The following is a 26,921-nucleotide window of genomic DNA, read 5'->3' on the forward strand; positions in this document are numbered from 1 at the left end:
CCCGACGCGGCGTCGACCGGGCAGGTGCGTATGAGTCTGTCGCTGCGCTTCGCCGCCGGATCGCACAAGGGCATGATCCGGGAGGGGAACGAGGACTCCGGCTACGCCGGCCCGCGCCTTCTCGCCATCGCCGACGGGATGGGCGGCCAGGCGGCCGGTGAGGTCGCCAGCTCCGAGGTGATCTCCACGCTCGTCCAGCTCGACGACGACGTACCGGGCTCGGACATCCTCACCTCCCTCGCCACGGCGGTGCAGCAGGCCAACGACCAGCTGCGCGTCATGGTCGAGGAGGACCCCCAGCTGGAGGGCATGGGCACCACGCTCACCGCCCTGCTCTGGACCGGCCAGCGGCTCGGCCTGGTGCACGTCGGCGACTCCCGCGCGTATCTGCTGCGCGACGGCGTGCTGACGCAGATCACCCAGGACCACACCTGGGTGCAGCGCCTCGTCGACGAGGGCCGCATCACCGAGGAGGAGGCCACCACCCACCCGCAGCGCTCCCTGCTGATGCGGGCGCTGGGCAGCGGCGACCACGTCGAGCCGGACCTCTCCATCCGCGAGGTCCGCGCCGGTGACCGCTACCTGATCTGTTCCGACGGCCTCTCCGGCGTGGTCTCGCACCAGACGATGGAAGAGACCCTGGCCAGCTACCAGGGCCCGCAGGAGACCATCCAGGAGCTCATCCAGCTCGCTCTGCGCGGCGGCGGCCCCGACAACATCACCTGCATCGTGGCCGACGTCCTGGACGTCGACAACAACGACACCCTGGCCGGCCGGCTCAGCGACACCCCGGTCGTCGTCGGCGCGGTCGCGGAGAACCAGGCGGCCCAGCTGAGCGACGGCGGGGCCATGCAGACCCCGGCCGGCCGCGCGGCCGGTCTCGGCCGCCCCGTCCCGCCCCCCGCGGGCGGCTTCGGCCCTCCCGGCAGCGGTGACTCCGGCTACGGCTCCATGCCGGACGGCTCGTACGACTCCTACACCGACGACGACCTCGCCAAGCCGCGCGGCGGCCGTAAGTGGCTCAAGCGCTCGGTCTTCACCGTGCTGGCCCTGGCCGTGATCGGCGGTGGCCTCTACGGCGGCTACCGCTGGACGCAGACCCAGTTCTACGTCGGCGCGCAGAACGAGAACGTCGCGCTGTTCCGGGGCATCAACCAGGACCTCGCCTGGATCTCGCTCTCCGAGGTCGAGAAGGACCACCCCGAGATCGAGCTCAAGTACCTGCCGCCCTACCAGCGCAAGCAGGTCGAGGCGACGATCGCCGAGGGCAGCATCGCCGACGCCCGCAAGAAGGTCGACGAGCTCGCCGCCCAGGCCTCGGCCTGCAAGAAGAACGCGCAGCGCCGCGCGGCCGAGGCCGAGACTTCCGCCACTCCCCCCACCGCGGGGACCAAGCCGACCACAGCGACTCCCACTCCCGGCCCCAGCCTCTCGGAGGAAGAGAAGAAGCTGGTCCCGCAGTGCGGTAAGCAGTAAAGCCGTAGGGGGCCTTCAGCACCATGAGCGTTGTCACCAACACGACCACCATCGGCGCGATCGACGCACCGAGCCGCCGCAACACCGAGCTGGCGCTGATCATCTTCGCCGTCGCCATCTCGGTCTTCGCCTACGCCAACGTGGGTCTCGCCCTCAACGGCGAACTGCCCTCCGGCATGCTCGGTTACGGAGCGGGACTCGCCCTGCTCGGCGGCGTCGCCCACCTCGTGGTGCGCCGGTTCGCCAAGTACGCCGATCCGCTGCTGCTGCCGCTGGCCATCCTGCTCAACGGGCTCGGACTCGCGCTGATCTGGCGCCTGGACCAGTCCGAGCGGTTCCAGGCCCTCAAGACGTTCGCTCCCGCCGCGTCGAAGCAGCTGCTGTTCTCCGCCATCGGCGTGGGTCTGCTGGTTGCCGTCCTGACCATCCTGAAGGACCACCGCATTCTGCAGCGCTACACCTACATCTCCATGGTGGTGGCGCTGTTCCTGCTGATCCTGCCCATGTTCTTCCCCGCGGTGAACGGCGCCAAGATCTGGATCAAGATCCCCGGGGTCGGCACCTTGCAGCCCGGCGAGTTCGCCAAGATCATCATCACCGTGTTCTTCGCGGGCTATCTGATGGTCAAGCGGGACGCGCTGGCGCTGGCCAGCCGCCGGTTCATGGGCATGTACCTGCCTCGCGGCCGGGACCTGGGTCCGATCCTGATGGTCTGGGCCTTCTCCATCCTGATCCTGGTCTTCGAGACCGACCTCGGCTCCTCGCTGCTCTTCTTCGGCATGTTCGTCGTGATGCTGTACGTAGCCACCGAGCGCACCAGCTGGATCGTCTTCGGCCTGCTGATGTCCGGGATCGGCGCCGTCGGTGTCGCTTCGTTCGAACCGCACGTCCAGCAGCGCGTCACCGCGTGGCTCGACCCGTTCGCGGGCTGGGGCCAGGAGGCGGCGAGCGAACAGATGGCGAAGTCCCTGATGGCCTTCGGCTCCGGAGGAACCCTCGGCACCGGTCTCGGGCAGGGACATTCCGACCTGATCGGTTTCGCCGCCAACTCCGACTTCATCCTCGCCACCGTCGGCGAGGAGCTGGGGCTCGCCGGCATGATGGGTGTGCTCCTCGTCTACGGCCTGATCGTCGAGCGCGGGGTGCGCACCGCGCTGGCGGCCCGCGACCCGTTCGGCAAGCTCCTCGCCATCGGCCTCTCCGGATCGTTCGCCATCCAGGTCTTCGTCGTCGCCGGCGGGGTGATGGGCCTCATCCCGCTGACCGGTATGACGATGCCGTTCCTCGCGGCGGGCGGCTCATCCGTACTGGCCAACTGGGCCCTGATCGCCATCCTGATCCGGATCAGCGACACCGCACGCCGCCCTGCCCCGGCGCCCGCACCCTCGACCGACGCCGAAATGACGCAGGTGGTCCGACCGTGAACAAGCCGCTGCGCCGGATCGCGATCTTCTGCGGGATCCTCGTCCTCGCCCTGCTGATCCGGGACAACTGGCTCCAGTACGTCCGTGCGGACGAGCTGAACAGCCACAAGTACAACCGCCGGGTCCAGATCGAGCGCTACGCCCACGAGCGCGGCAACATCATCGTCGACGGCAAGGCGATCACCGGGTCCGTCGAGACCGAGGACGGCGACTTCAAGTACAAGCGGGTCTGGAAGGACGGCCCCCTGTGGGCCCCCGTGACCGGCTACTCCTCCCAGGCGTTCGACTCCTCGCAGCTGGAGAACATCGAGGACGGCATCCTCACCGGCAACAGCGACCAGCTGTTCTTCGACCGGACACTGTCGATGTTCACCGGTGAGAAGAAGTCGGGTGGCAACGTCGTCACCACCCTCGACGGCGCGGCCCAGAAGGCGGCCTTCGAGGGTCTCGGCGAGAAGAAGGGCGCCGTCGTGGCCCTGGACCCGCAGACCGGTGCCATCCTGGCTCTCGCGAGCACGCCGTCGTACGACCCCTCGGTCTTCGCCGGGAACTCGTTCAAGGACTCGGACGCCCGGCAGAAGCTCCTGAAGGACAAGGACAAGCCGATGCTCAACCGGGCATTGCGCGAGACCTACCCGCCCGGCTCCACCTTCAAGGTCGTCACCGCGGCCGCCGCCCTGGAGAACGGGCTCTACGACGACATCGACTCCAAGACGGACTCGCCGCTGCCCTGGACGCTGCCGCAGACCACCGTGCCGCTGCAGAACGAGGGCGACATCCCCTGCGAGAACGCGTCGCTGCGCGAGGCCCTGCGAGTGTCGTGCAACTCCGTCTTCGGGAAGATGAGCCACGACCTCGGCAACGAGAAGATGATCGAGCAGACGGACAAGTTCGGCTTCAACAAGGAAGTCTTCACCCCCGTCCGCGCCGACGCGAGCATCTACCCCGAGGACAACAAGCCGCAGAACGCGATGGCCGGCATCGGCCAGGCGTCGAACCGGACCACCCCGCTCCAGATGGCGATGGTGGCCTCCGCCATCGCCAACGACGGCAAGCTGATGCAGCCGTACATGGTCGCCAAGCGCCAGGCCCCCAATCTGGACGACGTCTACACCCACGAGCCCGAGGAGCTCAGCCGGGCACTTTCCGGGGAGAACGCCCAGAAGGTCCAGCAGATGATGGAGACCGTCGTCAAGAACGGCACGGGAACCAGAGCGCAGATCCCGGGCGTCACAGTCGGTGGCAAGACCGGTACCGCCCAGCACGGTCTGAACAACAGCGAGAAGCCGTACGCCTGGTTCATCTCGTACGCGAAGACCGACAACGGCTCCCCGGTCGCCGTCGCCGTCGTCGTCGAGGACGGCAACGCCAACCGGGACGACATCTCCGGCGGCGGACTGGCCGCTCCGATCGCGCGCGACGTGATGAAGGCGGTCGTCGACAGCAAGCGGTGAGACCCGTCACGGCGGCCGCCCGTTCCTGCCGGACAACGGATACCGGTCGGATATCGGCTGACGGGTGCGGGCTGATCACGTACCGCGTGCCCGGTAGCGTATGCGCGAACAGCGCACCGCCGGACCACACACACGGGTGCGGTCAGGACTGACGGAGAGGGCTGGAACAGTTATGGAAGAGCCGCGTCGCCTCGGCGGCCGGTACGAGCTGGGCTCGGTGCTCGGCCGTGGTGGCATGGCCGAGGTCTACCTCGCCCACGACACCCGGCTCGGCCGCACCGTAGCTGTGAAGACGCTCCGGGCCGACCTGGCCCGTGACCCGTCCTTCCAGGCCCGGTTCCGCCGTGAGGCCCAGTCGGCCGCCTCGCTCAACCACCCCGCGATCGTCGCCGTCTACGACACCGGCGAGGACTACGTCGACGGGGTCTCCATCCCGTACATCGTGATGGAGTACGTCGACGGGTCGACCCTGCGGGAGCTCCTGCACTCCGGCCGCCGGCTGCTGCCCGAGCGCACGCTGGAGATGACAGTCGGCATCCTGCAGGCGCTGGAGTACTCGCACCGCGCCCAGATCGTGCACCGTGACATCAAGCCGGCCAACGTCATGCTGACGCGCACCGGCCAGGTCAAGGTCATGGACTTCGGCATCGCCCGGGCCATGGGTGACTCCGGCATGACCATGACGCAGACCGCCGCGGTCATCGGCACCGCCCAGTACCTCTCCCCGGAGCAGGCCAAGGGCGAGCAGGTCGACGCGCGCTCCGACCTCTACTCCACCGGCTGCCTGCTCTACGAGCTGCTCGCGGTCCGGCCCCCGTTCGTCGGGGACTCGCCCGTCGCCGTGGCCTACCAGCACGTGCGCGAGGAGCCGCAGCCGCCGAGCAACTTCGACCCCGAGATCACGCCCGAGATGGACGCGATCGTGCTGAAGGCGCTCACCAAGGACCCGGACTACCGCTACCAGTCCGCCGACGAGATGCGGGCCGACATCGAGGCCTGCCTCGACGGCCGGCCGGTCGCGGCGACGGCGGCGATGGGTGCCGCGGCGTACGGGGGCTACGACGGCTACAACGCCGACCAGCCCACCGCCGCCCTGCGCCCGGCCGACCCGAACAACGCCCAGACCTCGATGCTGCCCCCGGTCAACCCGGACGACGGCGGCTACGGTTACGACGACCGCCAGGGCCGCCGGCGCCAGCAGCAGAAGAAGAGCAACCTCTCGACGATCCTGCTGGTCGTCGCGGGCGTCCTGGTGCTCATCGGCGCGATCCTGATCGGCCGGGCCGTGTTCAGCTCCACCGGCGACGACGGCAAGGTCCCGGTGCCGAACATGGTCGGCTCCACCGTCGACGAGGCGAAACAGCTCGCCGAGACCGCCGGGGTCGTCCTCAAGGTCGGCGGCGAGGAGCCGTGCGAGCAGCAGGAGAAGGGCGACATCTGCTCGCAGACCCCCGAGAACGGCACGATGGAGGAGAACGGGACCGTCGAGGTCATGGTCTCCTCCGGCGCCCCGAAGATCGAGGTGCCCGACGTCCTGGAGAAGTCCGAGGACGGCGCCCGCAAGGCCCTGGAGGACAAGGGCTTCACGGTGAATGTGACCGCGGTCGAGTCCGGGAAGACCGAGGGCACGGTGATCGAGCAGAAGCCCAAGGGCGGCTCCCAGGCGGAGGACGGCTCCGAGGTGACCATCACGGTCGCCAAGAAGGAGACCCTGGACCTGCCGGACATGCGCACCCGCACCTTCGCGGCTGCCGAACAGCAGCTGCGGGGCATCGGCTTCACCAACATCTCGCGCACCGACGTCGACTCGGAAGAGCCGAAGGACACCGTCGTCGAGCAGTCCCCGCAGCCGGGCAAGCAGGCCAAGGACGCGCAGATCGTCCTCAAGGTCTCCAAGGGCCCGGCGGAGCCGCCGGAGCCGGAGAAGACCCAGGTCCCGCAGATCCAGGGCCTGACGCTCGGCGAGGCCAAGGCGAAGCTCCAGGAGGCGGGCCTGACGGTCGGCAACATCCAGGGGGCGCAGGAGGACGACGCCATCGTGGCCGTCGTGCAGCCGGGGGCGGGTGAGACCGTGGACAAGAACTCGGCGGTCAACATCTTCGCCACCCCGGGCGGCGATGGCGACCAGGGCGGCGATGGCGGCCTCTTCGGCGGCCCGTCGGGCAGGTAGCGCCCGCCTGACACCTGTACGTGTGAACGGCGAAGGGCCCCGGTCACCCTCCACGGTGACCGGGGCCCTTCGCCGTACCGGCAGGGGAAAGGCCGGTCAACTCAGCTCCGCCGGCTTCGTACGGTCCTTGTCGACCTTCTCCGTACGCTCCAGCTCGCCCCAGACGATGTACCGGTACTTCGACGTGTAGACCGGGGTGCAGGTCGTCAGCGTGATGTACCGGCCGGGCTCCTTGACGCCCGACTCCTCCGGGACCGGCCGGATCACGTCGACGTTGAACTTCGAGGTCTCGGGCAGTGACTTGTAGACCTTGTAGACGTACCAGGTGTCCTTGGTCTCGAGGACGACCGCGTCACCGTTCTTCAGCTTGTCGATGTTGTGGAACTTGGCGCCGTGCCCGTCCCGGTGCGCGGCCAGCGTGAAGTTGCCCTCGTCGTCCCAGGGGAGGGCGGAGGCGACCGGGTCCGTGTAGTACCCGGCGATGCCGTTGTTCAGGGTCTTGGGGTCGGTGCCCTTCTTGACCAGCACCTCGCCGTTCTTCATGGCGGGCACGTGCAGGAAGCCGATGCCGTCCTTGGTGTCCAGGGCGCCCGGGCCCCCCGCCCACCTGCTGCGGACCGTGTCGCCCTGCCGGTCGGCCTCCCGGTCGGCGAGCACGTTGGTCCACCACAGGGAGTACGCGACGAAGAGCGCGAGCACCAGGCCCGCGGTGATCAGGAGTTCGCCGAAGACGCTGACGGCGGTGGCGACGGGGTGCCTGCCGGGCCGGGGCGCCGGGGGCGCGGACGCGTCGGTCCGCTCGTCCTGCTCGGTCCTCGCTGCCACCGCACCGCCCCTGTCGTGATGATGTTCAGCTCACGAGCGCCTTGGGCTTGCCCTCGCTGCGCGGCCGTTCGTCGACCATCTTGCCCCAGACGATCAGCCGGTAGGTACTCGTGAACTCCGGGGTGCAGGTCGTCAGCGTGATGTACCGGCCCGGCCCGGTGAACCCGGATCCGACCGGCACCGGCTCGATCACCGAGATGTTCGACGGCGAGGTCTGCGGCAGGATGCTGGCCATCTCGTACGTGTAGTACGCGTCCCGCGTCTCGACCACGATCGGGTCGCCGGGGCTGAGCTTGTTGACGTAACGGAACGGCTCCCCGTGGGTGTTGCGGTGGCCGGCCACCGCGAAGTTGCCCTGCTCGTCCTCGGGCATCGCCGTCTTCAGCTTGCCCTCGCCGTAGTGGCCGAGCATGCCCCGGTCGAGGACCTTCTCCTTGTCGATTCCCTCGGCGATCGGGACGACGACGTCCAGCTTGGGGATGTGCATGATGGCGAATCCCTGGCCGGGCGCGAACACCCCGGGCTTGCCCGCCCCCTTGGCCCATTCCTCCTGGATCTTGTCCGTCTCCCGGCCGGCGATCTGCTCGGCCCGGACGTTGGTCCACCAGAGCTGGTAGGTGACGAACAGCAGCATCAGGACGCCCAGCGAGATGAAGATCTCGCCGACGGCCCGGCTGGCGATCACGGCCGGGCTGTCCTTGGCCGCCTTCGCCGCGCGCCGCGCCTCCATCCGGGAGAGCGGGGCGGCCGGCGTGGCCACCGGGGCGGGGCGGCGCCCGCGCCCCTTGGCGGCCCGGCGCCGCTCGGCACGCCCTCCGGTGACGGGCTCGGACGGCTCGGATCGTACGGACGGCTCGGACCGGTCGGACGGCTCGGACCGGTCACCGGGCTGCGCCACTGTTCGCCGGGTGTCCGCGGTCCGCAGCCCCAGGGTCTCGTCGGCCCGGGGCGACGGGACGGACACCGTTACGGGAGCGGGTCCCGGCACCGGCGGTGGCACGGGCTCCCGAGCCACCGCCGGAGCGGGCGCGGGAGAAGGCGCAGGGGCCTGCTGGGGGCCGTACCAGTCGCGTCGGTACCCCTCGGGGTCGTACCACTCGCCCTGGGCCCCCTGCGGCTGCTCAGGCCCGCCGTGCGCCGGTGGCCGGGCCCCGTCCGCCGACGCCGCGTCCTGCCGCCCGTCGCCCGGGGCCCGCTGGACCGTCCCGCTCCGGAACCACAGGGAGGTGTGCTGCCCCGGCAGCGGATCGTCGAGCGGGTCCGCGAGCCCCTCCACCGCCCCGACGAACGCCCTGTCGGCCCCGTGCGCCCCCAGCGCGTACGGGCCCTGAAGTCCGGTGTCGTCCTCGGGGCGGGGCGGGGTCACGCGGCGGCCTTGCCCACCACCGGCGCGAGACCTGCCGACCGCGCGACGGCCCCTTGGTCGCCGCACTGCTCCAGCCAGTTGGCCAGCATCAGGTGGCCGTGCTCGGTGAGCACCGACTCGGGGTGGAACTGCACGCCCTCCACCGCCCGGTCCCGGTGGCGCAGTCCCATGATGATGCCGTCCGCCGTGCGGGCCGTGACCTCCAGCTCCGGTGGCAGCGCGGCCGGTTCGGCGGCGAGCGAGTGGTAGCGGGTCGCGGTGAAGGGGGAGGGCAGTCCGGCGAAGACGCCCTTGCCCTCGTGGTCCACCGGCGAGGTCTTGCCGTGCAGCAGCTCGGGGGCCCGGTCGACGACACCGCCGTACGCGACCGCCATGGACTGCATCCCCAGGCAGACGCCGAAGACCGGAACGCCGGTGTCCGCGCAGTGGCGCACCATCTCGACGCAGACACCGGCCTGCTCGGGCGTGCCGGGGCCGGGGGAGAGCAGGACGCCGTCGAAGCCGTCCTGGGCGTGGGCCGTGGTCACCTCGTCGTTGCGCAGCACCTCGCACTCGGCGCCGAGCTGGTAGAGGTACTGGACGAGGTTGAAGACGAAGCTGTCGTAGTTGTCCACGACGAGGATGCGTGCGCTCACTGCCCGGCTCCTGCTCCACCGGCGCTCGCGCCGTCGACGGTCACATCACCGAACGGCAGCAGCGGCTCCGCCCAGGGGAAGACGTACTGGAACAGCGCGTAGACGACCGCCAGAACCAGCACGAGCGAGATGACACTGCGCACCCATGCGTTGCCCGGCAGATGCCGCCAGATCCAGCCGTACATGCTGACCCCTCCATTCGGTACGGCACCAGACTAGAGTGCCGCGGCCGGAGAGTGGGTCAGCCGGGGAAAAGCGCGGGTCAGCCGTCAGGGGCGGGCGGCCCGCCCTCGCTCACCGGCCGGGTCGCGTCCAGGTGCGCCCAGGCGACCAGCCGGTGGCTGCTGCCCCACTCGGGCTCGCAGGTGGTCAGCGTCAGGTAGCGCCCGGGCCCCTCGAAGCCGGAGCGGCGGGGGACGGGGGCGACGACGGCGGTGTCGGTGGGCACGGTCCGGTAGGGCTTCCTGGCGATGCGGTACGTGAACCGGGTCCTGCCGTCGTTGACGATCACCGCGTCTCCGGGGCGTAGCTTCGGGAAGTCCTTGAAGGGGTCCCCGTACGTCCGGCGGTGACCGGCCACCGCGAAGTTGCCGCGCTCCCCCGGGCGGGCGGTACCGCTGTAGTGGCCGAGGCCCTTCCGCAAGGTCCTGGCCTCGGTGTTCTCCAGGACGGGCCACTCCCAGCCGGCGCCGAAGCGGGGGACGCGCATCGTGGCGAACGGCTTTCCGTCGCGGTACGGGGACGGGGAGGCGGAGGGGGCCGGAGGGGCGCCGGGAGCAGGGGCAGCGGGCTGCTGGGCCCACCGGCTGGTGAGCGTCTCGATCTCGGCGTCGGCCGCGTCGGCGGCCTTGACGCCCGTCCACAGCAGGACATAGGCGACGAAGAGGACGATCAGGGTGCCCACGGTGATGCACAGTTCGCTGAAGCTTCCGACGACGAGTCGTACCGATCGCACCGACACCGGACGGCCTCCCCGGGGGATCAGCTCGGGCTCACTCCACAGGCTGCGCGTAGTGGAGATCCACTGTGCCCGAGTAGCCGGGAAGAGTCACCGCGTCGTCCTCGTCGACTTTCCAGCCCAGCCCGTACGCCTTCACGTACAGCTGGTAGTTCTGGATCGCCGTGGAGTTGTCGAGCGCCTGCTTGAGCCTGCCCGGGTCACCCACGGCGGTGACCTTGTACGGCGGGGAGTAGACCCGGCCCTGCAGGATCAGGGTGTTGCCCACGCAGCGGACCGCGCTGGTGGAGATCAGCCGCTGGTCCATCACCCGGATCCCGCGCGCGCCGCCCTGCCAGAGGGCGTTCACCACGGCCTGGAGGTCCTGCTGGTGGATGACCAGGTCGTTGGGCTGGGGCTCGGGGTAGCCGGGGTTGGCGGTGGCGTCCGGAGGGGCGTCGTCGAGGGTCACACTGACGGCGTCGCCGGTGATCTTCGTGGTGCCGGCCGCCTTCTCCAGCGCCTTCAGCTGGGCGTCCTCAGCCTCGGTGGAGCCGTCGTCGCGCTGGGCGAGCGCGTCGACGTCCGCACGTGCGGTGGCGACCGAGTCGTTCAGCCCCGCGTTGTTCTCGCTGCGCTCCTTGATCAGGTCGGAGAGCTTGAGCAGGGAGGAGTCGCTGCGCAGATTGGTGCCCTTGGCGGTGTTGGCGCTGGTGACGAAGATCAGTCCGGCCAGGGCGAAGACGGCAGCGGTGAGGCCCCGGACCGCCCACACGGAAGTGCGCCGGGCCGGGCCTTCGGGGAAGTCGGCGGAATTGCTCAACGTACCCTTATCTCATCAGGCGCCAGAGAAGCACTACGCTAACGGACGCTCGGGGGAGGCAGCATTCCCCCTGGCACCCCCGCCCCCGGCGCCCGCCACAGATCCCTGCGCGGTCACGCAGCGCATCGACAGGAGAGTCCCTCGTGCCGAAGTCACGTATCCGCAAGAAGGCCGACTTCACGCCGCCCTCGGCGAAGCAGGCAACGACGATAAAGCTGACCAACCGCAGTTGGGTCGCTCCGGTGATGCTTGCCCTGTTCCTCATCGGGCTGGCCTGGATCGTGGTGTTCTACGTGACCGAAGGCGATCTCCCGGTCGACGCCCTGGGCAACTGGAACATCGTCGTGGGCTTCGGTTTCATCGCGGGTGGGTTCGCCGTCTCCACGCAGTGGAAGTAGCCCTCCCCGCTCGCTCCGCACCTGCCATCCCCTGCGCCCGTACCGGTTCGGCCTGCCTTCGCGCAAGCCTTGCCCTGAGTTACCCACAGAGTTATCCACAGCCAGGGGAAAAGGTCAGACGATCTGTGGATAACCTCCACGCACGTTGACGCCGGTGTGACCGCGGCCTCCTCCACCGAGGGGGCCGCGACGCTTGCCCCCAGGGGAGAAACACCAGATCAGCGATGGTGGGCACAGATGTTCCCGTTGCCCTGTACAAGATCATGGGATCACTGTGGACAACCGGGGTCCGCCCTGGGGGCGGACAGCTCTTGCCGCCCGATGGTCAGGGCGCAGAGCTCAGGCCAGGGACATCGTGCGGGCGACGATGACCGCCACCGACACCAGCAGCACCAGCGCACAGGCCCCGGCCTGCACGGCCGTACGGCGCTGACGCGGCGCGTGCACCAGACCGATCGCGATCACAACGCCCGCGACGAGGCCTCCGACATGCGCCTCCCAGGCGATACCGCCCACGGTGAAGGTGAAGACCAGGTTCAGCGCCAGCAGCACCAGCACCGGACGCATGTCGTAGTTCATCCGGCGCGTCAGGACGGCGGTCGCGCCGAACAGGCCGAAGACCGCACCGGACGCGCCGAGCGAAGGCTGGTTGGGTGCGGCGATCAGATACATCAGGGCGTTGCCCGCGAGGCCGGACAGCAGATAGAGCGCGAGATAGCGGACGCGGCCGAGCGCCGCCTCCAGCGGTCCGCCGAGCATCCACAGCGCCAGCATGTTGAACCCGATGTGCCACACCTCCTGGTGCAGGAACATCGAGGTCACCAGGCGGTACCACTGGCCTTCGGCGACGCCGGCGACCGAGCCGGGCGGCGGCGTCGGGTCCCAGGCCCGGCCGAGCAGGACCAGGTCGTCGAGCAGGGACTCGGGGGCGGCCGCGACCATGATGAAGACCGCGAGGTTGATGCCGAGCAGGATCTTGGTGATCAGCCGGGGATCGGCGGCCACGGTGCCGCCGGCCAGTGTGCGCGGCCGACTCGCCGCGGGGTGGTGGCCGGAGCCCTGGCGTACGCAGTCGGGGCACTGGAAGCCGACGGAGGCGCTGACCATGCACTCGGTGCAGATCGGCCGCTCGCAGCGCGTGCAGCTGATCCCGGTCTCCCGGTCGGGGTGCCGGTAGCAGGTCGGCACGGCCTGACCGCCCTCCCGTGTGCCCCGGTCCGCCGGCGGCTGCTGGTCCATCGGTCCTGGCCTGCCTCTCGGTCTTACCTGGGCGCCGCCGACACGGCCGCCCCGCTGGTCCGCCCTGTAACAGTACGGACGGGCAGGGCGGTTGGTTCCCGTACCGCTTCTGCCGCATCCGGCGAAGGCCGCCGGGGCGGGCCGAGCGGGTGGTCAGCGGGTCTCGACGACGACCGACTCGATGACCACGTCCTGCACAGGACGGTCGGTACGCGGGTTGGTCGGGGTGGCCGCGATGGCGTCGACGACCTTGCGGCCCGCCTCATCGGCGACCTCGCCGAAGATGGTGTGCTTGCCGGTCAGCCAGGCGGTGGGCGAGACGGTCAGGAAGAACTGCGAGCCGTTGGTCCCCGGGCCCGCGTTGGCCATGGCCAGCAGATAGGGCTTGGTGAAGGCCAGCTCCGGGTGGAACTCGTCGGGGAACTTGTAGCCCGGACCGCCGGTGCCGTTGCCCAGCGGGTCGCCGCCCTGGATCATGAACCCGCTGATGACCCGGTGGAACACGGTGCCGTCGTACAGCCGGTCCGTGGACTTCTCGCCCGTCTCGGGATTGGTCCACTCCCGCTGACCGGTGGCCAGTTCGACGAAGTTCCTGACCGTCTTGGGGGCGTGGTTCGGCAGAAGCCTGATCTCGATGTCGCCCTGGCTGGTCTTCAAGGTGGCGTAAAGCTGCTCGGCCACGGTCTGCCTTCCGTAATCCTTCGCTGACGTCCGCCGATCCTCCCACGTACCGGGAAACATACGGCCGGATGCCTGGTGAAACGGCGCGTTCACCGCCGAACCATGGCATTGTCGTCGGCACACTTCACTTGCACCGTTTTACCGGCTTGAACCGTTTCGACCGACGTAGCGATCATGACCCGGATGCCCGTCCCGAGTGCCGGTCATGGCCGCGACAGGCATGATTTCGAATTGGGCGGAAAGGCGGAGTACCTACCCGCCACCAAGGAGGAGGATCCCGTGACCCGCATCGACAGCGTGCGCGCCGCAACCGACTCGGCCAGGGACAGCGCGCAGCACGCCGCGGAAGTGGTGGCGCCGTACGCCGACACGGCCAAGAAGCAGGCTGCACTCTACGCGCACGAGGCCCGTGTCCAGCTCGCGCCCAAGGTGACCAAGGCCGCCAAGAAGGCCCGTGTCCAGTACGAGTCCCACCTCGCGCCACGGCTCGAGCAGGCCCTGACCCATGTCCCGCCGAAGGTCGACGAGGCCGCGCAGCGTGCGGCGCACTCGACCCGCAAGGCCGCCCGGACCGCCGCCGACTACACCGCGCCGCGCGTCGAGCACGCCAAGGCGATGGCCGTGCCGGTCGCCGAGCAGGCAACCGCCCGGAGTGCCGCCGCCCTGGCCGCGCTGCGGAGCAACGTCACGGCCAAGGAGATCCAGAAGCTGGCCCGGAAGCACGAACGGCGGGCCAAGGCCGGCCGGGCGACCAAGGGGCTCCTGGTCCTGGGCGTCCTCGCCGGCGGCGCCTATGCCGCCTGGCGCTGGTGGGACAAGCAGGCCAACCCGGACTGGCTGGTCGAGCCGCCCGTCGCCACCGAGGTGGGCGACGAGCGTTCGCCGCTGAGCTCGGTCGACGGCAGCGGCCAGGCCGTGCTCGACCCGGAGGTCAAGGCCAAGCAGGCCGAGGCCGAGGCGGACGGGGAGACGCCCCCGGGCCTCGACGATCGCCCCTGACGGCGTCCGGCCCCGGAGCCGGTGACAGCACAGGAGTACGCCGGTCCGCCGCAGACCTTCACGGGTCCTGCGGCGGACCGGCGTTCTCGTTGTGGCCCGGGGCCCCCACCGCGGCAGGACGGGCGCTGGTGTAGCTTCCGGTAGTCCCCGCCCTCCCCTGCCAGGGACGAAAGGACGGGCTGCCGTCTTCACGAAAGGTCCTTGCTGTGGTGCGAGCCTCCCGGACGCGGAAAGCCGTCGTCGCGGTGACGGCCGGCGCCCTGACCGCCGGTGTCCTGGTGTCGTGCGGGGCCGACTCCCCCGGGGAGGGCGTCACATCCGCACCGTATGCGAAGAGCGCGGCCTGCGAGGACCTCACCGACCGCTACCCGGACCGCCTCGGCGGCCAGGCGCTGGCGTTCACCGACCGCCCCGGGGTCGCGGTCTGGGGCGACGACGCGGTCGTGCTGCGCTGCGGTGTCGAGCTGCCCGTACCGACCATCGACCCGTGCGCGACCGTCGACGGCGTGGACTGGGTCTTCCGCGAGGACCGCTCCAAGGACGGCGGGAAGGTGGTCGTCACCTACGGCCGCGACCCGGCCGTGGAGGTGGTGGTCTCCGACGACGTCGTCGCCGTGGACGACGCCCTGGTCAGCCTCTCCGCACTGGTCGAGCCCCTCAAGACGTACACGAAGTGCCTGAACCTCGACGACGTGCGGCCCCCCACGCCCTCCGGATGAGGACACGGCACACACAGACGGCACGAAAAGACCCCTTCGAACTGCGATTCCGCAGTTCGAAGGGGTCTTTGACGCTGTGGAGCCTAGGAGATTCGAACCCGAAATTGTTACCTCTCTGACCTGCCGAAACGCCGGAGAATCGGACATTAGGCCCTGTTTCCATCCTCCTGCGTCCTGCTTTATCCGCCTCGATCAGGCTCCCGTGCTGACGTGTCAGCACGACTGCGGAGAGCGTTGCTATGGCGAATAGAACTTCCCACCACTAGGGTGCCACCCATCCAGCACAAGGAGAGAAGCGCCTACCGGCAGTCGCACGACCGGAGGCATCAAGCTAAGACCGCTCTCTCCACCGAGGCGACCACTTACGTTCGCCCTGAAATATCGGCACCCATCCCGCGATGGCATCCGGGGCCGACAAAGCCATATTCAGGACCGCTGCGCTCGGCTCCACAGGAGCAAGTCCCGATGTGATGATGAGCAGCACTCCACCTTGCCGTTTGCACAAGCGTTCCATGTCACGCGAGACCTCGGACGACCACTCCTCGAGGCCCAGCTTCACGGTCAGTTGCCCTCGAAGCACGGTCGCTGCCCCAGGGACGGCGTTGAGCGCATGTCCGGCAGGCATCATTCCTTGGCGCTGATGGATGGCAGACGGCGCCATACGCCACTGCCCGTCCTCGCTCTGAGCCAGCCCTACGGATTCCACGCCCGCGTTCACCAGCAGGATCAATGGGCTCTTGTCGTCCAAGGTTATCTGAGGCGTGTGAGCCGCGCTCGCCGTCCAGGTCAGACGAGGCTCCGACGGGCCGATGATCTTGAAGATGCCGACGCTACTGTCGCGACGAGTGCCGTCGTTGTCAGTCCATTCGGGGTAGCGGCACGTACCCAAGTGGTAGAGGCTGGCGGCGGCACCCCAAGGTTGCTCGAACACACGAAGCGCCGGCACCCCTGCCCCTAGCGAAAGCCCGCAGTACTGACAGTCAAGCGGCCACAACCCCTCCATTACGTCGGCCAGTTGCCCTTCCGCCAACTGCTCCTCGGTGCTCCTGCTCACCGCCAGGGCTTGGAGCCCGCCCCTATCGGCTTCCGCGCGGACAATCCGCCAGTCCGGCATCAGCAAAGGTGTACGCTGTCGTGCTTTGCGGAACCATGACTCGGCGCTCGCCGCATCGCCCTCCCAGGCCAATACGGTGCCAAGCGTGATCATGGCATCAGGGTCACCATCATTAGCGGCGGCCAAGGCTCTTTCCCGTGCCTGAATCAGGTAGTAAGCCGCTGCCTCTTTCTGCTTCCGGTACGCAAGCCAGCCAGCGAATGACAGCGCCGCTGCGGACAAGCCTCGATCGGCCGCCTTCTGCAGCCAGGTCCCGCGATCGTCCAGCACCATGTATCGCTGCCGAAGCAAGTTGCCGTACTTCACTGCACACTCATCATCGCCCTGCTCCGCGCCACGTTCCCAAAGCTCGGCAGCGGCTTCGTCCTCACCGTCTTGCGAAGCCAGATCACCGAGCAGCCGGAGTGCCTGCGTCCGGCCCGACTCGACTGCCTTCTCAAGCCACTCCTTGCCCTGACTGGAGTCGTCTGCGGCCACGAGGAGAGCCCCGAGATGCAGCATGGCGGTTCCATCACCATGCGAAGCGGCTTCTCTCAGCCACCGCTGCCCAGCGCTCCGCTCACCGCTCTCAATGAGTACGGCCGCAAGGTTCACCATCGCCGCAGTCTCGCCCGCTGCCGCCAGAGGCAGCAGCGCTTCTTTCGCGATGTCAGAGCGTTCCGCAGTCAGCGCCGCCCAGGCAACCAAGGACCGGCCTTGTCCCTCTGCGAGATCCAACGCCTTGCGCCATACCGCCTCGTCCAGTTTTCCGGACGGCTCCTGTCCCTGGGTGGCTCCAGTGACCAGGTAGTCGAAGGGGCGCCACCCACCGCCCTCTGAGGGAACCAGTAAGCTTGTGATGCCGAGAGATTCACGAGTTGCCCACTCCCACGCTTCCTTGATGGGCTCGGGCCGCAACGCTGCGCCGCCGGCTCGCTGCAAACAGGCACCGTGCAGTTCCTCAATGGCACCAGCAGGCAAGGGGCCCGCAAGGCCGGTACGCGCGAGATCCACCGCAGCAGCCACCAGTGCCGCTCCGCGGGGATGACGGTCGCCACCTGCCTTCCACCTCTCCAGCAACTGTGGACCAGCAGCGAGATACTCAGCGAGTCCGTACCCTTCACCCGCTTCAAGAGCCTGAATGACCCGCGGGTCCTTCGACCGACCCGCTTCCACCCGCTCAGCTTCGGACCACGTACGTGGTACCTGTACATGGCGAGCCTGACGCAGAAGACGACCAGCCGCCCTTGTGCCGTACGGGGGTCCGCCCAGTGATACCGCAGCACTGTCCAGCTGCAGCAGATCGTCGTACAAATGCGACCGCAGTGTGGCCACCACGACCACGCCTCGCCGTTGAAGCTCCGCCAGCAGGCTCGCCGTAAGGCCTGCGCTATGCAGGTGCCCCTCCAGGTCATCGAGCCACACCAAGTGCCGCGCGCCAGTACGACAGGCCGCAGTCAGTCCGCTCAAGTCCGTGGCTGGCTCAGGACGGCAGACGAGCCAGTCCGGACAGACTCGCTGGACGGCTTCGAAGGCCGACCGGGTCTTGCCCGCTGCAGAAGGGCCGGTGAGCAGAACAAGACCTCCGCTCTCAACCACCTCGGCAAGGTGACTCTGCAACTCGTTGTCGAAGTCTCGCGGAAGACAGTCCACCATCCTGGGGAATCCGGACACTTCCCGTACTCGGTGCACCCCAAAGTGGGCAGCTGAAGCTGCCGACACCTCCTCCCAATCGATCGTCCCGCCTATGGTCGTGGCGACGTTGACGGAATCGGTTAAGTCGTGCGACGAACTGCCCGTCGCACTCCGTACCAAGGATTCGAGCGTCGGGTGTACTCCCGTATGGCGCTGTACGAGATCAACGAACACTTCGTCTTCCAACAGCAGGCGAGCAGGCACGACTTCTAGTCGGCCATGTCCCCATCCGCCTGGGTCCTGGACGGCAACACCGATCACGTGGCCGTGCAGCATCGCAGCAGCCCCTGACATGCCCTGCCACGGCGAGCCGTTCGCTACCGGCCGCGGAGCGGAGTGCTCCCCATCAATAACGTAGCGTCCCCGCAATAGGGCCGAACCCGGCTTGAGCGTGCCGACAAACTGCTCCGTGTCCGGCCGGTTTTCCTGGCGCTGCACCCGAGGAAAGCCAAGAACTTCACATCCAGACCATGGGTTCATGTCTCCCGGCTCACCCCACCGAACGGCTTCAGGTCCGTCACCGACAAGGTCTGACTCCGCCAACAGCAGTGCAGCGTCACATCGTTCGCCATCGCCGCGCCACAGCAGATGGCAGCTACGGGGCCCCAGCCCGCGCGGTACCGCGACACGCACAGGCTTGTCGCCCAACAAATGTGCTGCGGTCAGCACGAGCCTGGCCCCTAGCAGGAGCCCGGTGCCCTGACTCTCACCCTCAATGATTGCGATGTTCAGCCGCGCAGAGGTTCCCATGAGTGCCCCTCACCCCTACGGCAGCCGCTGCCCGTCATCGAACTCCGAAAGATCAGCGGCTTCGGGGTTGCCGATGACCCAGCTGCTCCCATCCTCTGCGTTCTTCGGCGCAAGAGTGAGCGTGACCCGGTGCGACTTATGCTTACTCACAGCGGCACTGGTCTCGCCAGACACCACCCAGGCGCGAAAACCCGCCTTTGCCTGAGCATCCCTGCGCAGCTCAACGGAGAACTCCATGGTCAGTTCCCGTACATCAAAGAGAGGTGCCTGGCCACTGGCCGCAGTCGCGGCAGCAACCAACTGCTGCCGCAGCACGGCGACTGCCTGCGTGAGTTCGATGTCGGAAAACGGCGCGCTCATACTCTCCCCCACGCCACGATTCCCCGGATCCCAAACCCTACCTGCGGCCACCTCGGCAGCCGCCTTCTTTGCCGACTCCCATCGAGTTCACGAGCATTTCGTCCTACGGCTCACGGGAGAACCCGCTCCTCATCCATGTGCACCTCGCCGCAGCACGCAGACGTCCCAGGAGAACCGACGCAGTCGCGCCTGTTCGACGTGAGAGGCGGTGTCGCCATAGTCCACGTTGAGGTGGCGGCCGAGTACGACGATGGCCACGCAGCCCGCCCCGGCTGCCTTCAGCGCGGCGGATGCGGACTGGGCATGGTTGCCGGTGGTCCAGGTGTCATCGATGAGCAGAATGTTGTCGCCCCACAGGCCGGCTGAGGTGTATCGAGCGGGCGAGACTGCACGGCCAAGGGTCGCCGCTTCCGGGGCCGCCGTGAGCAGGTCTCGGTAGCGAGCACGAGTAGGGCCGACTATCTCGGCCGCCATGTCGCGTAACGGATGAGCACTACGCCCACTGGTGCTGGGAACGGTGGTGACGGTGTCGAAGTGAGGAACGGCGCAGCTGGCACTGATGCAGGCTTCATGTGCGGCGAGAAAACGCCATAATACGGCTGCCAATCCCATGCGGAAGTACTGTTGCTGCGGGCCCGGGGCGTTCTTGTACCGCCATAGCTCGTTGGCGTATTGCTCCCTCTTGAGGGCCAGGCTGATCGGTACCACCGTGTCCGCTGCGCCGGTGCCGAGAACCATGGCGGCCTGCTGACAGGACCAACAGTTAGGGTATCCAGCGTTCGCCGGGCCTCGGCACGTCTGGCATACGCCTGGACCGGCCACCAAAGGGTGGACGAGGAAGTTTGCATACCTGGCGGACAGCCCAACGACGGATGCCACCCGCGGCCGTCCTCTACGCCCAGGTGAGCTCGCCCGTAACCGGGACGAGGGAGTCGAGTTCGGTGAAGACGTCGTCGGGGCCGTCGATGATGGTGGTGTTCGGCCGGGACGCGTACTCTCGCGCCCACTCGTGTGTCATAAGAGATCGCATAAGGAAGACTCTTCGGCCGTGCTCCAGCGCGAGTCGGGCCTGCATGCGGGCCCCGCTGCGGTAGGCAGCCTCCACAACGACAGTCGCCAGGCTGTAGCCACTCATCACCGCATTGCGCATGGGGAATGACGCCTTTGAGGGGGGCGAATCCGGCCAGAACTGGGAAAGTAGCAGCCCTCGCTCGGCAATCTCCTGCTGCAGCCGGGCATTTTGCACAGGGTAGGAGCGTCGGATACCGGTACCGATGACTCCTACGGTTCGGCCACCGACAGCAAGCGCGGTGCCGTGCGCTGCGGTGTCGATTCCCGCAGCCAGGCCGCTGACCACGGTGACACCGCGCTCCGCAAGTCCGCCAGCGATTGCGCGCGCGTGCGCGACGCCCTCCGTCGTCGGAGTACGGGTGCCCACCACAGCAACCCGCAGATCGTCCTCGACGGATGCACCGCGCAGAAAGAGAAAGGGCGGGCGCTGGTGGACCAACCGCAGATAGAGCGGGTAGTCCTCATCAAGGATGGTGACCAACCGCATACCCTCACGTTCCCAGGCCGCGATTTCAGCAATGCCAGCGTCCAGGTCTGCGGGCGGCTGGGTATCGAAGAGAGAACCCTGCCCCGTGGTGTCGAGCACGTCCTCAAGCACGGTGCGAGCACTGCCGACGGCTTCAACTTGGTCCGTGATTTCTGACCAGGAGCGGTCCCCACGCCGCAGCAGTGCGACGAGTGCAGCTCGCTCCAGTTCCTGATCCATATCTGAAGTATAGAGAGAGCCGCACCTCCGAAGAGGTGCGTACGGGCAGACTTAACGCCGCTAACCGGCCCCTCCCTCGACTCGGCACACCCCCGACGAAGGAGCCCCACCCGGTCCTAGGAGATCCACATGAGAGCAAAACCTGCACCACAACCCAGTAGGTTCAGCCCCGAAACCGCTACCTTCCTGACCTGCGATTTCGCTGCAGAACTGGGAGAGACGCCCCGTTCCCGTCGTTTCTAGTCCGGCTAGATCGCACCAGGTCGAGGGTGTAGGCCCGCCCGCCGGCCAGCTCGATGAGAAACCCATCGCAAGTGCACCCGCTCACCGATGCCGCTTCGTGTTCCAGCTCGGCACAGGCAGCAGCAGCTCCACCAAACAGCGACGGCAGCTCCTCCCGTCAGCCCTCCTCCTACCCCCAAGGACACTGCCCAGCTGAGACGGCAAAGGCTTCCCCGGCACGGGCTGTCTCAAGACTCATTCGGCCAGGCATGAGGTGACGACCAGGTTCGTTCCCTCCAGTGCGCTCCCCGCAGTCGCCTGAGCCCACTCCGTGAGTACTCCCGGCTCCGCAGAGACCCTGGACAACAACTGGGCGACAACTTCGGCACTCGGAGTCGCGGGCAGCACGCACCGGAGTAGGTGTACACCGGTGGCGCCGCTGTACTCCTCCTCCCCCTTCTCCTCAGGGTCATCGGGCTCCCACCGGCACACATCGACGTGCCAGGCGTCCATGCCCTCACCACCGGGATCCGGGGCGGAGACCGTCAGGAAGTGGTGATTCGCGTCGTACGGCTCGGCAAAGATCTCGGGGTACTCGAGCGAGAACATCCCGTCGTCCGCCTGAGCGGCCGACCACTGGTCGAAGGCGGTGACCAGCAGTCGCAGGTCCGAAACTGCCGCCTCCCGCTTCTCGCGGGTGATGCCTTCCTCAAGACGGTCCAATTCCTTCCGCGCTTCACGCGTCAGGAGGTGCATACCGCCCTTGTACGGAACGAACGGGAACCCGGAATCCCAGGAACGCTGGTTCCCCTCAGGTACAGGGACTGCCTCCGAGTACTCGGCGAGCGCATCGCGCAGCTCACGTTCCTCTGTCTCCATCTCCGCCTCGATCGCGATCCGGATCGGAGCGGGTGCGGCCGCGACCGCCTCGTCCAGGTCCACCAGCGCCTGGTGAAGATCCCAGCAGACCCACTCGTACCAGAGGCTGTGCGCTCCGCTAAGGAGCCCAGCACGTGCAGCCCGGTCGGTGAGCGCTGCCAGATGGTCAGTGGGATAACGATCCACCCGCCTACCCCGCTCGTCAAAGAGGCCCAGGGGGACTGTGGCAAGGGCGGAGATCCGATTAAGTGCCTCAACGATCGGTGCCGCAAGCTCTGCAGAACCGAGGCTCGTCACGGTGGACGACACGGCATCGTCCTCACGCCGGTAGACCGCCAGAATCTGCGTCTTCCCACGGTTCGCATGTTGACAGTAAATGGTCATGCAAACGCCTTTCGGCCGCCGGAGCGCTGACATCCCGGCGGCAACGGAAGAGAACACGGAAAGAAGCGGTGGCGAAGGCGCGTTCCAACGCTCCATGCCTCAAAGAGATCAGCGGTGGTTCAGGTCCTCTCCCGAACTCCTTACTCCCCGGCAGGCTATCCACGCCACACCACCCCCGACAACCCCCGAGGCAGCAGAGACCCACGTCCTGAAGAGCGCCGCGGAGTCTAGAAGATCCGCAAGAGCGCCAGACGACCAGCCATCGTCCACGATCCCTGACAAGCCTGCCTGCGCCCGGACTGTCATCGATCACCAAGTCCAAAGTCGCCAACAGAGGACGCGAAGCTCCCTACTCACCCAGGAGCTCACCACCTCGGTCGGCTGAGCATGATGACGACGATAAGGGCTGGACCTCAGTCAACCCGTCGGTCCTAGGAGATCAGCAGGAGGGCACAGACACCGCCCACGCCCGGGCAGCAGCCAGCCGAAGCCAAACGTCAGCACAGCCGTGCTGACGTGTCAGCACGGGAAAGCGGGACAAAAAGACCACCCTTTCTGCATTTATGCAGGTCAGGAGGGTCTATCGATGTGGAGCCTAGGAGATTCGAACTCCTGACATCTGCCTTGCAAAGGCAGCGCTCTACCAACTGAGCTAAGGCCCCGGAAGAAACAGCAAACGAGGACAGCCCCGCACCCGTCCGTGCCACGGCCACCGTCGCAGACCAGAGTACCGGGTGCTCCCCCCAATCTTGCAAAAGGATAGGGACTCCCGGTGGGCGACCACTCTCCGTAAGATGCTGGACGAGGTTCGCAGCAGCGAAGCCGCAGCGAAGGGGAGACGTCATGGACGCAGCGCAACAAGAGGCGACGGCAAGAGCCAGAGAGCTTCAGCGCAGTTGGTACGGCGAGCCGCTGGGGGCGCTCTTCCGTCGGCTGATCGACGACCTCGGCCTGAATCAGGCACGGCTCGCCGCGGTTCTCGGGCTCTCCGCCCCGATGCTCTCCCAGCTGATGAGCGGCCAGCGGGCCAAGATCGGGAACCCGGCGGTCGTCCAGCGCGTCCAGGCACTTCAGGAGCTGTCGAGCCAGGTCGCGGACGGCAGCGTCAGCGCGGGCGAGGCCACCGACCGGATGGAAGAGATCAAGAAGTCGCAGGGCGGCTCCGTCCTCACCGCCACCGGCCAGACCACGACGACCGGCGGCGCTCTCACCGTCCGCCGCGTGGTGCGCGAGATCCAGTCCCTGCTGAGGTCGGTCGCGGCGGCCGGCGACATCATCGACGCCGCCGACGCCCTCGCCCCGACCCACCCGGAGCTGGCAGAGTTCCTCCGGGTGTACGGAGCGGGCCGCACCGCGGACGCGGTCGCGCACTACGAAGGACACCAGAGCTAGCGGCTCAGAAGCACGACCGGAACCAGGGCCTGGCACGCAGCCGGGGTCCCTGGTCCCATCAGGGGCCGCGGGCGACAACGGGAACGGGGAGCGGGCGCAGCACAATGGGTGAGGTCTTCGCTGGTCGGTACGAGCTGATCGATCCGATCGGGCGCGGTGGGGTCGGTGCCGTCTGGCGGGCCTGGGACCACCGCCGCCGCAGGTACGTCGCGGCCAAGGTCCTGCAACAGAGCGACGCGCACACGCTGTTGCGCTTCGTCCGCGAGCAGGCGCTGCGCATCGAGCACCCGCATGTGCTGGCACCGGCCAGCTGGGCCGCCGACGACGACAAGGTCCTCTTCACCATGGACCTGGTCAGCGGCGGTTCGCTCGCCCATGTCATAGGCGACTACGGGCCGTTGCCACCCCGCTTCGTCTGCCTGTTGCTGGACCAGCTGCTGTCCGGGCTGTCGACCGTGCACGCCGAAGGGGTGGTGCACCGCGACATCAAGCCGGCCAACATCCTCATGGAGGCGACCGGAACGGGCCGCCCGCATCTGCGCCTCTCCGACTTCGGCATCTCGATGCGCAAGGGCGAGCCCCGGCTGACCGAGACCAACTACGTGGTCGGCACGCCCGGTTACTTCGCGCCCGAGCAGATGATGGGCGCCGAGCCCGACTTCCCCGCGGACCTCTTCGCCGTCGGCCTCGTCGCCCTCTACCTCCTCCAGGGCCGGAAGCCCGACTCCCAGGCGCTGGTCGAGCACTTCGCCGCCCACGGCACCCCGGGCGCCCCCGAAGGCATCCCCGAGCCGCTCTGGCAGGTGCTGGCCGGACTGCTGCAGCCCGACCCGCAGGCCCGGTTCCGTACGGCGACGGGTGCGCGCAAGGCCCTGACCGCGGCGGTCGAGATGCTGTCCGAGCCCGGCCCGGACGACGAGCCGGTGGAGGTGTTCGACCAGATCGGGCCGCTGCCCACGGGGTTCGGCCCCGAGGGCCCCGTAAAGGCCTCGCAGGCGCCTCAAGCCCCTCAGGTGCCCCAGGAGCCTCAGTCCTCCCAGCCACCCTCCCCGCCAGCGGCCCAGGAGCCTCAGCCCTCCCAGCCACCCTCCCCGCCACCGGCCCAGGAGCCGCCGGTGTCGCCGCCGCCCGTCTCCATGTCGGAGACCGGCAGCTTCCACCTGGCGCCTCCGCCCCAACAAGCCCAGCAGGCCCACCCGCAGGGCAGGCCGCCGTTGCACCGGCCCGTGCCCGCGGCGCCCCCGGCCCCGCTGCACGCCCAGCCCGCCGCCCCGTTCCCGTACGCCGTCGGAGCACCGGACCTGGCCCAGGCACCGACCTCCGGCGTACCGCACGAGGCGTCGGCCACCCGTCCCTACACCGCCCACCAGCAACACCAGCCGCCCCACCAGCCCTTCGCGGCCCACGCCACCCATACGCCGGCGCGCGCCCCCGTCCCCGTCCCCGTACGGCAGACGCGGCCGGGACCGCCCCCGAAGGTGGCGGTCCCGGTGCTGGTGGTGGCGCTGATCTGCTTCGCGGTCGGCATCTGGGCACTGACCCAGATGTGACGGGAGCAGCCGCTACCAGCCCTGCTGCGGCGGCCCCCCGAACGGCGGCCGCTGGTGCCCGGCGGCCGCGCGGCGGCGGGCCAGCCAGGTCCAGGCGCCGAGGCCCAGCACCAGCACGGCGCCCGCGCCGAACGCTCCGGCGGCGACCACCTGCATCGTCGCGCTCTTCGCGGCCTTCGGAGCGCTGTCGCCGCTACGGGCCAGCTCCTTGTCCTTCTCGGTCACCGCGAAGATCCCCGGGTCACCTTCGTACGGCGACTCACCGGCCTTGTTCTTCACCTGGACCGTCAGCGTCAGCGCGATCGGCTTCTCACCGTAGCTTTCGGCGACCTCCGGACTGAGCGTCGCCGACAGGTAGTACCAGCCGGCGAAGCGCAGGGGGCTGACCTGGGAGCTGTAGTCGTACCGGTTGCGGTAGGCCACGGGCGGCAGCGGTTTCAGCGCCGTGCTCGCGGACCTTCCGGAGTACGACAGGGACGTGTCCGCGATGTGCCCCTGGGCGGGGTTGTCCAGCGACAGGGTGAGCGCGTTGCCGACGAACTCCGTCGTGTCCGCCGTGGTGTTGCTGAGCACGGCGGAGGCGTAGATCTGCTGTCCCCAGTCCACCGGCACCCGGTAGAAGCGGGTCTGGCCCGGGGCGATCTCGTCGATCCACTCGCCGGTCTTCAGGCTGGTGGCGTCGTAGTAACTGCTGCCACCCGTACGCTTCTGCGCCGCGGCGTCCGGCGGGGCGGGCGTGCTGGAGGGCCAGTCCTCCGGCGCGGTGGTCTGCGTCGGCCCGCCACTCCTCAGCCCGGGTTCCTCGACGAAACGCAGCTCCAGGTCCCAGGCCTCGGAGCTGGAGCCGGACTCGCTCTCGCGCTCGACCAGGACGTCGTACGGCCCGGCGTCCCGGCAGGTGGTGCCCGCGCCCTTGCCGATGGTCCGGTGGGCGTACGCCGCGATCGGCCGGGGAGTCTCGCCCGAGCCGAAGGTGGTCCGGTTCGAGCTGCACTGCGAGTCGTTGAGGTCCCGGACGCTGATCGTGATCCCGTCCCCGTACGCCACCGAACCGCCGCTTCCCGGCACCGCGACCGCCGAGACATAGGCGTCGGTGACGCTGTCGAGCTTCACCCGGTAGTAGAGCTTCTCGCCCGGTCCGATCGAGCTGCGGTACACCGCCCCGGCGACCAGGGTGGACGCCTCGGCGTTGAGCTCAGCGCCCTGCACCTTCTTCGCGTCGGGGTCGAAGGCGTACGCCGGCGGGCCCGCCGCGTGCGCCTGCCCCGGCAGCACCGCCACCGCGCACATCGCGGCGAACGCCGCCAGCATCGCCCGGCCCCTGTTGCGCTGCCTCTTCACGCACTTCCCCTCGTCGTCCGCACGGCCTCCCTGCGACGGCCGCGTACGAGGAGGCGACCCCGGCCGTGTTCACCAGGGCGCCCGCTCCGACGGCGGCCGCAATGCCGGTCCATCCTGCCCCGCCCGCACCGCCGCTGTCTCCGGCCGGAGCCGGATCGCCCCGCTTGTCCGCGTTCCCGTCCCCGCAGCTGAGCCGGCTTCCCGCAACGCCCCAGACGCTTTGCTTCAGCAAGCTACTCGTTTGCTTAGGCGAACTCACGGTGTGGGCGTCACGGTCCCGCGACAGCGCGGCACGACGACGGCGAAGTTCCGGGCAGCACAAAGCCCCGGCC

General features: G+C 68.5%; 23 protein-coding genes and 1 tRNA gene. 9 read left to right on the forward strand and 15 right to left on the reverse strand.

All coding sequences use genetic code 11. The features are described from left to right. The first annotated feature begins 30 nt into the window (after positions 1 to 30). From ACIQAK_RS11295 to pknB, 4 genes are all read left to right on the forward strand, one after another. Positions 31 to 1,476: a Stp1/IreP family PP2C-type Ser/Thr phosphatase gene (locus ACIQAK_RS11295; protein WP_366388967.1), complete on the forward strand. Its 1,446-nt coding sequence runs from the start codon at positions 31 to 33 to the stop codon at positions 1,474 to 1,476. Positions 1,477 to 1,499: 23 nt separating this feature from the next. After that, complete coding sequence (locus ACIQAK_RS11300; RefSeq protein WP_366388664.1) at positions 1,500 to 2,900, forward strand: FtsW/RodA/SpoVE family cell cycle protein; 1,401 nt, start codon at positions 1,500 to 1,502, stop codon at positions 2,898 to 2,900. Further along, positions 2,897 to 4,354 (forward strand): penicillin-binding transpeptidase domain-containing protein, encoded by a 1,458-nt coding sequence (locus ACIQAK_RS11305; RefSeq protein ID WP_366388663.1) that lies wholly within the window; start codon positions 2,897 to 2,899, stop codon positions 4,352 to 4,354. Before ACIQAK_RS11300 ends, ACIQAK_RS11305 begins: the two co-directional genes overlap by 4 nt. A 172-nt stretch (positions 4,355 to 4,526) precedes the next feature. Then, positions 4,527 to 6,524 carry a Stk1 family PASTA domain-containing Ser/Thr kinase gene (gene pknB, locus ACIQAK_RS11310; RefSeq protein WP_366388662.1) on the forward strand — a complete coding sequence of 666 codons (1,998 nt, stop codon included), beginning with the start codon at positions 4,527 to 4,529 and terminating at the stop codon, positions 6,522 to 6,524. Positions 6,525 to 6,620: 96 nt separating this feature from the next. Here the strand turns inward: pknB and ACIQAK_RS11315 are convergent, their stop codons facing one another. The 6 genes from ACIQAK_RS11315 to ACIQAK_RS11340 all read right to left on the reverse strand — a co-directional run bounded on the left by ACIQAK_RS11315 (position 6,621) and on the right by ACIQAK_RS11340 (position 11,110). Further along, entirely contained in the window at positions 6,621 to 7,349 is a 729-nt protein-coding gene (locus ACIQAK_RS11315) for a class E sortase (protein ID WP_366388661.1), read from the reverse strand. A 25-nt stretch (positions 7,350 to 7,374) separates the two neighbouring features. Beyond that, the gene (locus ACIQAK_RS11320) at positions 7,375 to 8,715 is read right to left on the reverse strand and encodes a class E sortase (RefSeq protein ID WP_366388660.1); all 1,341 of its coding nucleotides are present in this window, start codon (positions 8,713 to 8,715) and stop codon (positions 7,375 to 7,377) included. Next, complete coding sequence (locus ACIQAK_RS11325) at positions 8,712 to 9,350, reverse strand: aminodeoxychorismate/anthranilate synthase component II (RefSeq protein WP_366388659.1); 639 nt, start codon at positions 9,348 to 9,350, stop codon at positions 8,712 to 8,714. Before ACIQAK_RS11325 ends, ACIQAK_RS11320 begins: the two co-directional genes overlap by 4 nt. Then, positions 9,347 to 9,535 (reverse strand): hypothetical protein, encoded by a 189-nt coding sequence (locus ACIQAK_RS11330; protein ID WP_164612545.1) that lies wholly within the window; start codon positions 9,533 to 9,535, stop codon positions 9,347 to 9,349. The genes ACIQAK_RS11325 and ACIQAK_RS11330 overlap by 4 nt, the downstream gene beginning before the upstream one ends. Before the next feature lie 77 nt (positions 9,536 to 9,612). Next, positions 9,613 to 10,311, reverse strand: coding sequence for a class E sortase (locus tag ACIQAK_RS11335; protein WP_366388658.1), 699 nt, complete (start codon positions 10,309 to 10,311; stop codon positions 9,613 to 9,615). A 31-nt stretch (positions 10,312 to 10,342) separates the two neighbouring features. Next, positions 10,343 to 11,110 (reverse strand): DUF881 domain-containing protein, encoded by a 768-nt coding sequence (locus ACIQAK_RS11340; RefSeq protein ID WP_366388657.1) that lies wholly within the window; start codon positions 11,108 to 11,110, stop codon positions 10,343 to 10,345. A gap of 143 nt (positions 11,111 to 11,253) precedes the next feature. On the opposite strand from ACIQAK_RS11340, the gene crgA reads away from it, so the two are divergent. Further along, entirely contained in the window at positions 11,254 to 11,508 is a 255-nt protein-coding gene (crgA, locus tag ACIQAK_RS11345; RefSeq protein WP_366388656.1) for a cell division protein CrgA, read from the forward strand. Positions 11,509 to 11,847: 339 nt separating this feature from the next. Here the strand turns inward: crgA and ACIQAK_RS11350 are convergent, their stop codons facing one another. Both ACIQAK_RS11350 and ACIQAK_RS11355 read right to left on the reverse strand, forming a co-directional pair. Beyond that, entirely contained in the window at positions 11,848 to 12,747 is a 900-nt protein-coding gene (locus ACIQAK_RS11350; RefSeq protein WP_366388655.1) for a rhomboid family intramembrane serine protease, read from the reverse strand. Between the two features lie 153 nt (positions 12,748 to 12,900). Then, positions 12,901 to 13,428, reverse strand: a complete 528-nt coding sequence (locus ACIQAK_RS11355; protein WP_366388654.1) for a peptidylprolyl isomerase — start codon at positions 13,426 to 13,428, stop codon at positions 12,901 to 12,903. Between the two features lie 279 nt (positions 13,429 to 13,707). Between ACIQAK_RS11355 and ACIQAK_RS11360 the strand changes: the two genes are divergently transcribed. Further along, complete coding sequence (locus ACIQAK_RS11360; RefSeq protein WP_366388653.1) at positions 13,708 to 14,427, forward strand: DUF5324 family protein; 720 nt, start codon at positions 13,708 to 13,710, stop codon at positions 14,425 to 14,427. A gap of 206 nt (positions 14,428 to 14,633) precedes the next feature. Next, positions 14,634 to 15,146: a DUF3515 family protein gene (locus tag ACIQAK_RS11365; protein WP_366388652.1), complete on the forward strand. Its 513-nt coding sequence runs from the start codon at positions 14,634 to 14,636 to the stop codon at positions 15,144 to 15,146. Between the two features lie 331 nt (positions 15,147 to 15,477). On the opposite strand, the gene ACIQAK_RS11370 is transcribed toward ACIQAK_RS11365, so the two are convergent. From ACIQAK_RS11370 to ACIQAK_RS11395, 6 genes are all read right to left on the reverse strand, one after another. Next, positions 15,478 to 18,372, reverse strand: a complete 2,895-nt coding sequence (locus ACIQAK_RS11370; RefSeq protein WP_366388651.1) for a tetratricopeptide repeat protein — start codon at positions 18,370 to 18,372, stop codon at positions 15,478 to 15,480. Between the two features lie 327 nt (positions 18,373 to 18,699). Beyond that, on the reverse strand, positions 18,700 to 19,044 hold the full coding sequence (locus tag ACIQAK_RS11375; protein ID WP_366388650.1) for a trypco2 family protein: 345 nt from the start codon (positions 19,042 to 19,044) through the stop codon (positions 18,700 to 18,702). Between the two features lie 129 nt (positions 19,045 to 19,173). Then, on the reverse strand, positions 19,174 to 19,782 hold the full coding sequence (locus tag ACIQAK_RS11380; protein WP_366388649.1) for a hypothetical protein: 609 nt from the start codon (positions 19,780 to 19,782) through the stop codon (positions 19,174 to 19,176). Between the two features lie 154 nt (positions 19,783 to 19,936). Further along, on the reverse strand, positions 19,937 to 20,821 hold the full coding sequence (locus ACIQAK_RS11385; RefSeq protein ID WP_366388648.1) for a DNA-processing protein DprA: 885 nt from the start codon (positions 20,819 to 20,821) through the stop codon (positions 19,937 to 19,939). A 477-nt stretch (positions 20,822 to 21,298) separates the two neighbouring features. Further along, the gene (locus ACIQAK_RS11390) at positions 21,299 to 22,306 is read right to left on the reverse strand and encodes a hypothetical protein (protein ID WP_366388647.1); all 1,008 of its coding nucleotides are present in this window, start codon (positions 22,304 to 22,306) and stop codon (positions 21,299 to 21,301) included. Between the two features lie 589 nt (positions 22,307 to 22,895). Continuing rightward, positions 22,896 to 22,968: transfer RNA gene (locus ACIQAK_RS11395), tRNA-Ala, on the reverse strand. Positions 22,969 to 23,149: 181 nt separating this feature from the next. Between ACIQAK_RS11395 and ACIQAK_RS11400 the strand changes: the two genes are divergently transcribed. Both ACIQAK_RS11400 and ACIQAK_RS11405 read left to right on the forward strand, forming a co-directional pair. Next, positions 23,150 to 23,698, forward strand: coding sequence for a DNA-binding protein (locus tag ACIQAK_RS11400; RefSeq protein WP_366388646.1), 549 nt, complete (start codon positions 23,150 to 23,152; stop codon positions 23,696 to 23,698). A gap of 104 nt (positions 23,699 to 23,802) precedes the next feature. Beyond that, on the forward strand, positions 23,803 to 25,248 hold the full coding sequence (locus tag ACIQAK_RS11405; RefSeq protein ID WP_366388645.1) for a serine/threonine-protein kinase: 1,446 nt from the start codon (positions 23,803 to 23,805) through the stop codon (positions 25,246 to 25,248). 12 nt (positions 25,249 to 25,260) lie between these two features. Here the strand turns inward: ACIQAK_RS11405 and ACIQAK_RS11410 are convergent, their stop codons facing one another. Further along, complete coding sequence (locus tag ACIQAK_RS11410) at positions 25,261 to 26,559, reverse strand: hypothetical protein (protein WP_366388966.1); 1,299 nt, start codon at positions 26,557 to 26,559, stop codon at positions 25,261 to 25,263. Between the last annotated feature and the right edge of the window lie 362 nt (positions 26,560 to 26,921).

This window comes from Streptomyces sp. NPDC088706 (assembly GCF_044752765.1).
In the GTDB taxonomy this organism is placed as follows: domain Bacteria; phylum Actinomycetota; class Actinomycetes; order Streptomycetales; family Streptomycetaceae; genus Streptomyces.